5 protein-coding genes are annotated in these 6,455 nt (G+C 43.7%); 3 read left to right on the top strand and 2 right to left on the bottom strand.

From position 1 onward, the window contains the following. Positions 1-943 (top strand): 1,4-dihydroxy-2-naphthoate polyprenyltransferase (gene menA, locus AB5754_RS03675; protein ID WP_368259465.1); only part of this gene is annotated, 943 nt, incomplete at its 5' end. Positions 944-1,029: 86 nt separating this feature from the next. Here the strand turns inward: menA and AB5754_RS03670 are convergent. Next, positions 1,030-1,989 carry a biotin--[acetyl-CoA-carboxylase] ligase gene (locus tag AB5754_RS03670; protein ID WP_368251050.1) on the bottom strand — a complete coding sequence of 320 codons (960 nt, stop codon included), beginning with the start codon at positions 1,987-1,989 and terminating at the stop codon, positions 1,030-1,032. A 135-nt stretch (positions 1,990-2,124) separates the two neighbouring features. On the opposite strand from AB5754_RS03670, the gene AB5754_RS03665 reads away from it, so the two are divergent. Continuing rightward, positions 2,125-2,340 (top strand): zinc ribbon domain-containing protein, encoded by a 216-nt coding sequence (locus AB5754_RS03665; protein WP_311834170.1) that lies wholly within the window; start codon positions 2,125-2,127, stop codon positions 2,338-2,340. Here AB5754_RS03665 and AB5754_RS03660 read toward each other — a convergent pair. Then, positions 2,323-2,820, bottom strand: a complete 498-nt coding sequence (locus tag AB5754_RS03660; protein WP_311834171.1) for a hypothetical protein — start codon at positions 2,818-2,820, stop codon at positions 2,323-2,325. The two genes, AB5754_RS03665 and AB5754_RS03660, sit on opposite strands and share 18 nt — an antisense overlap. Here AB5754_RS03660 and rpoB point away from each other — a divergent pair. Continuing rightward, positions 2,799-6,434 carry a DNA-directed RNA polymerase subunit beta gene (gene rpoB, locus AB5754_RS03655; RefSeq protein ID WP_311834172.1) on the top strand — a complete coding sequence of 1,212 codons (3,636 nt, stop codon included), beginning with the start codon at positions 2,799-2,801 and terminating at the stop codon, positions 6,432-6,434. The two genes, AB5754_RS03660 and rpoB, sit on opposite strands and share 22 nt — an antisense overlap. Positions 6,435-6,455: the final 21 nt, after the last annotated feature.

Below are 6,455 nucleotides of genomic sequence, written 5' to 3'. Positions count from 1 at the left end.
GTTTTTTGACTTAGTGGAGATTAAGACGAAGATTGCTAGCCTCTTTCCCTTTGTGATTGGTAGTTTGTTTTCATTGACTTATTTTGGGCAGTTTCATTGGCAAGAGACGTTGCTGTTTTTTGTGGGGATGATTATTTTTGACATGACCACCACGGCGATTAACAATTACATGGATTATCAAAAAGCCCACTCCGCAGCCTATAAACACGAAGAAAACGTCATCGGCAAAGACCAACTTTCCGTGAATTTCGTGCAGGGGCTGATTGTAGGGATGATTCTTTTTACTGCGGGGATAGGGTTGTACTTGAGTTTTCGCACGGGGTGGTTGCTTTTGGTCATGGGCTTGGTCTGCTGTTTTATTGGTGTTTTTTATACAGCAGGGCCTATTCCTTTGTCCCGCATGCCACTGGGTGAAGTTTTCAGTGGTTTTACGATGGGTTTGGGAATTTTTGTCATGGTGGTTTATTTAAACACTTATGATCAAAAAGCGTTCTTTTTGGACTTGCATTTTGCCAGTGGGCGTTTTGTGTTAGAAGGAAACTTTTGGCAAGTAGCAGCTTTAGTTTTGGCTTCACTGCCCTTAGTTTTTATGATTGCCAATATTATGCTGGCCAATAATCTACGGGATTTAGAGACAGATATTGAAAACCATCGCTATACATTGGTGTACTATATTGGACGGGATACTGGCCTGAAGCTCTTTTCTGGTTTAGTCTACGGCAGTTACGGCGCGATTTTACTCGGTTTGTTACTAGGGGTTTTTGAGTGGCCCATTTTGTTGGTGTTTCTCACGTTGCCTAAACTGCGACAAAATCTTGCCGCTCACAAAGCGGAACTACCGGCGCCTCACAGTTTTGTTTATTCATTAAAAAACATGGTGCGCTTTAATAGCAGTTATGCGTTAGGCTTGGTAGCCACACTGGTTTGGCAATACTTTCGTTAAAAAATGCAGGACTTTCATGAGGTTTTTTCCTCTGTAAGTCCTGCATTTTTACTAGGCTGGGTTGTGCGAGTTCTTGCCTTTTTTATTTATTGGATGCTTTCCAAACTGATTTCCCCAGAATTTAAGGTAATCAGCCCTGTATCGGTCTGCACCACCAATTGACCTTCATCGGTGATGGCGGTGGCTACACCTTGATAGTGTTGCTTTTGCAAGGTGAAACTGACCTTTTTGCCTAAAACAAAAGAGCGTTTCCGGTATTCTTCCAAGTAATCCATATTAGGCAAATTTTCCACCAGGGCAAAGAAATGCTGCCAAACTTTTTGTATTAACTGATTGCGGGTAATCGTCGGTGTCTTATGGGCAAATAGCGATGTGGCTTTTGCTTGCAGCTCTTTGGGAAAGTCTGCTTGGGGGATGGAAAAATTAATCCCCATGCCGATGCTCACAGAAGCGATGGTGCCGGACTCAAAGTCACTGGTAGCTTCAGATAAAATGCCCACTAGTTTTTTACCATGTAAATAAATATCGTTGACCCATTTTATCTGACAGTCTTCACCGGTTAGCTCTTCAATTGCTCGACAAACTGCCACGGCAGCCAGCAAGGTGTATTGGGGCAGTTCGTCAAAACTTTGATTTGGCGCCAAAAGCAAAGTCATGTAAATGCCTTGTCCTTTTGGTGAAAAGAAAGGTCGTCCAAAACGCCCGTGGCCTCCTTGCTGGGTTTCGGTGATGAAAAGTCGTGGAGCGGAGGCACCAGCGGCAAAGGCTAACTTGGCATCTTTCATGGTAGACTCAGAACTTTCCGTGATTTCGACAGCGAGATTTTCTGGTAAGCCTGAGAGAATTTCACTAGCTTCCAAAACATCAGAAGGCAAGTAACGATAGCCATTAGCGGTATGTTCAAAACGATAGCCGGCTTTTTCCAATTCTCGGATGGCCTTCCAAACGGCGGTGCGGGAAACTTGTAATTCTTGAGCTAGTTTTTCCCCGGAATAAATTCCCGAAGTAGCCTTGACTAAAGCGAGTAGTTTTTCTTTTGTGGACATAGTTTTTCCTCTCTTGGGTAATCTCTTTTCTAGTCTAGTCTAGCAGAAAGTTTTTGCCAAGGCATTATTTCATTCTTAAGACGGAGGCTATGGTAAAATATTCCTGGTATGATAAGCAAAAAAGGGGGATTTACCATGGAAAAACGACAATATGTTTGCGATAAATGTGGCAATACTCACTACACTGAAGATCGAATCCAAACTACCGGAGGCAATTTAGCGAAAGTTTTCGATGTGCAAAACAAAAAATTCATCACCATTTCTTGTACGCAATGCGGCTTTACCGAATTGTATCGCGCGCAAACTTCCACCGGCATGAACGTCTTAGACTTCTTAATGGGTGGCAGCTAATTGTAAAATGACATCTGCTGTATTAAAGGCTAGCCTTTTTAGGCTAGTCTTTTTGTGTACAAAGAGAAATTTGAAAATCAAGTATTTATCAAAGTCAGTGGTGTCCGATTTCATTTTTTCAAAAACAGCAGTGACAAAAGGTAAAGAAAGCCTTAATAAAACCGGCTTTTCATGAAAATGATTCGTTGATTTCATTGACAAAACAGAGGAGAGTCTATATAATTTAGAGGCAAAAACTATCTGATTGACACAAAGAAGCAGGAACGATCTATTGTCCGTTCCGGCTCTAGCATAGGAAACAAAAGTAGTAAGCATAAGTTTTTTCTTACTCACTTTTGGTTTTTTTTGTGCCCAAAAGCCGCAAAAAATGCTTTTTGTTACAAAAAAATAATCTTTGTAACGGTTTTGTAACGAAACTCGGATAGCCTTTTTGAAAGAAATTTTGAGGGGTGAAGAGCTTGGCTGGACACGTAGTAGCATACGGCAAACATCGCGAACGTAGAAGTTTCGCACGTATCAGTGAAGTATTGGAATTACCGAATTTGATTGAGATTCAAACAGACTCTTACCAATGGTTTTTAGATGAAGGCTTGCGGGAAATGTTTGAAGACATTTTGCCAATCGATGACTTTAATGGCAACTTATCTTTGGAATTCGTGGACTATGAACTAAAAGAACCGAAGTATACGGTATCGGAAGCGCGGGCACATGATGCCAACTATTCCGCACCATTACACGTTACTTTGCGCTTGACTAACCGGGAAACTGGGGAAATCAAAGCTCAAGAAGTCTTCTTTGGGGATTTCCCATTGATGACGGAACAAGGAACCTTCATCATCAACGGTGCTGAACGGGTTATCGTATCCCAGTTGGTGCGCTCTCCAGGGGTTTATTTCCATGGAAAAGTGGACAAAAACGGGAAAGAGGGCTTCGGCTCCACTGTAATCCCGAACCGTGGTGCTTGGTTGGAAATGGAAACCGACGCCAAAGACATTTCTTATGTACGGATTGACCGCACTCGGAAAATTCCTTTGACTGTTTTAGTCCGGGCATTAGGTTTTGGTTCTGATGATACGATCTTCGAAATCTTCGGGGAAAGTGAATCATTGCGCAACACCATTGAAAAAGACTTGCACAAAAACGCGAGCGACTCTCGGGTTGAAGAAGGCTTGAAAGACGTTTACGAACGCTTGCGTCCCGGTGAACCAAAAACCGCTGACAGCTCTCGTAACTTGTTAAATGCGCGTTTCTTTGATCCAAAACGCTATGACTTGGCAAACGTGGGTCGTTACAAAGTCAACAAAAAATTAGACTTAAAAACTCGTTTGTTGAACTTAACCTTAGCTGAAACATTAGTTGATCCTGAAACTGGAGAAATTTTAGTTGAAAAAGGAACCGTCTTAAATCACCAAACCATGGACACCTTAGGAGAATACTTGGAAAACGGCTTGAACTCTGTAACCTACTATCCTTCTGAAGATGGTGTAGTTACCGAACCAATGACGGTCCAAGTGATTAAAGTCTTCTCACCAATGGATCCAGAACGGGAAATCAATGTGATCGGCAATGGCTATCCTGATTCTTCTGTGAAAACGGTGCGTCCAGCTGACATCATCGCTTCTATGAGTTACTTCTTGAACTTAATGGAAGGCATCGGCAATGTGGATGATATCGACCACTTAGGGAACCGCCGGATTCGTTCCGTTGGGGAATTATTGCAAAACCAATTCCGTATCGGCTTAGCTCGGATGGAACGGGTCGTTCGGGAACGGATGTCCATTCAAGATACAGAAACACTAACACCACAACAATTGATTAATATTCGTCCTGTAGTAGCAAGTATCAAAGAATTCTTTGGTTCTTCTCAGTTGTCTCAGTTCATGGACCAAACCAATCCACTAGGGGAATTAACCCACAAACGTCGTCTATCTGCCTTAGGGCCTGGTGGTTTGACGCGGGACCGTGCCGGTTATGAAGTCCGGGACGTTCACTATTCCCACTATGGTCGGATGTGTCCAATTGAAACCCCAGAAGGTCCGAATATCGGTTTGATCAACTCATTGGCCTCTTATGCGAAAGTGAATAAATATGGTTTTATCGAAACGCCATATCGCCGAGTAGACCGGTCTACTGGTCGGGTTACCGATAAGATTGATTACTTAACTGCCGATATCGAAGACCATTACGTGGTGGCCCAAGCAAATAGCCCATTGAACGAAGATGGCTCTTTTGCTGAACCATTGGTAATGGCGCGGGCAACTTCTGAAAATATCGAAGTTTCCGTAGATAAGATTGACTACATGGATGTTTCGCCTAAGCAAGTAGTTGCCGTAGCCACAGCTTGTATCCCATTCTTGGAAAACGATGACTCCAACCGGGCCTTGATGGGTGCTAACATGCAGCGGCAAGCAGTACCGTTGATCAACCCGAAAGCACCATGGGTTGGGACTGGTATGGAATTTAAATCTGCCCATGACTCAGGGGCTGCTTTGCTTTGTAAAAATGCTGGGGTAGTGGAATACGTAGATGCCGCTGAAGTTCGGGTGCGTCGAGAAGACGGTGCTTTGGATGTTTATGCTGTAACGAAATTCCGCCGTTCCAACTCAGGTACTAGCTACAACCAACGCCCATTGGTTACTTTAGGGGAAAAAGTCGACAAAGGAGATACTTTGGCCGATGGACCTTCTATGGAACAAGGGGAATTGGCATTAGGTCAAAACGTCTTGGTTGCCTTCATGACTTGGGAAGGGTACAACTATGAAGATGCCATCATCATGAGCCGTCGTTTGGTAAAAGATGATGTGTACACGTCTGTCCATATTGAAGAATATGAATCAGAAGCTCGAGATACAAAATTAGGACCTGAAGAAATCACTCGTGAAATTCCGAACGTCGGGGAAGATGCTTTGAAAGACTTAGACGAAATGGGGATTATCCGCATTGGTGCTGAAGTCAAAGATGGCGATCTTTTAGTCGGTAAAGTAACACCAAAAGGGGTAACGGAACTTTCTGCTGAAGAACGGTTGTTACATGCTATCTTTGGTGAAAAAGCCCGGGAAGTTCGGGATACTTCACTACGAGTTCCTCACGGCGGTGGCGGGATCGTCCATGACGTGAAGATCTTTACTCGTGAAGCTGGAGATGAATTGTCTCCTGGCGTAAATATGTTAGTACGAGTTTATATCGTGCAAAAACGTAAAATCCATGAAGGGGATAAAATGGCCGGTCGTCACGGTAATAAAGGGGTTGTTTCCCGGATTATGCCGGAAGAAGACATGCCTTACTTGCCAGATGGCACACCAGTGGATATCATGTTGAATCCATTAGGGGTACCATCACGGATGAACATCGGACAAGTACTGGAACTCCATCTAGGGATGGCTGCTCGTCAATTAGGCATCCACGTTGCCACACCAGTCTTTGATGGTGCCAACGATGAAGATGTTTGGGCAACGGTGAAAGAAGCCGGCATGGCCTCTGATGCCAAAACTATTTTGTATGATGGCCGTACCGGAGAACCATTTGATGGTCGTATCTCTGTTGGGGTTATGTACATGATTAAATTGGCCCACATGGTTGATGACAAACTCCATGCTCGTTCAATTGGACCTTACTCCTTAGTTACCCAACAACCATTGGGTGGTAAAGCTCAATTTGGTGGACAACGTTTTGGGGAAATGGAAGTTTGGGCACTGGAAGCTTACGGTGCTGCATATACCTTACAAGAAATCTTAACTTACAAGTCCGATGACGTGGTTGGTCGTGTGAAAACTTACGAAGCCATCGTCAAAGGGGAACCAATTCCAAAACCAGGTGTACCAGAATCCTTCCGGGTATTGGTGAAAGAATTGCAATCTCTAGGCTTGGATATGCGGGTCTTGGATATTGAAGATGAAGAGATCGAATTGCGGGATATGGATGATGATGATGATTTGATCACCATCGACGCTCTTGAAAAATTCGCTCAACAACGTCAATCTGCCCAAGATTTGGAACAACAAGCAAAAGAACAAGTGCAAGCAGAAAAAGAGCAAGTATTGGATGCCATCCAAGCAGTAGAAGATCGGACTGATACGGACGGCGTTGTAGATTAAAAATAGCCCACGGCAAGGGGC

Source organism: Enterococcus sp. 2201sp1_2201st1_C11_2201SCRN_220225, from assembly GCF_040925905.1.
Taxonomy (GTDB): domain Bacteria; phylum Bacillota; class Bacilli; order Lactobacillales; family Enterococcaceae; genus Enterococcus_C; species Enterococcus_C asini_A.
This window is presented reverse-complemented; position numbering and strand designations above follow the sequence as displayed.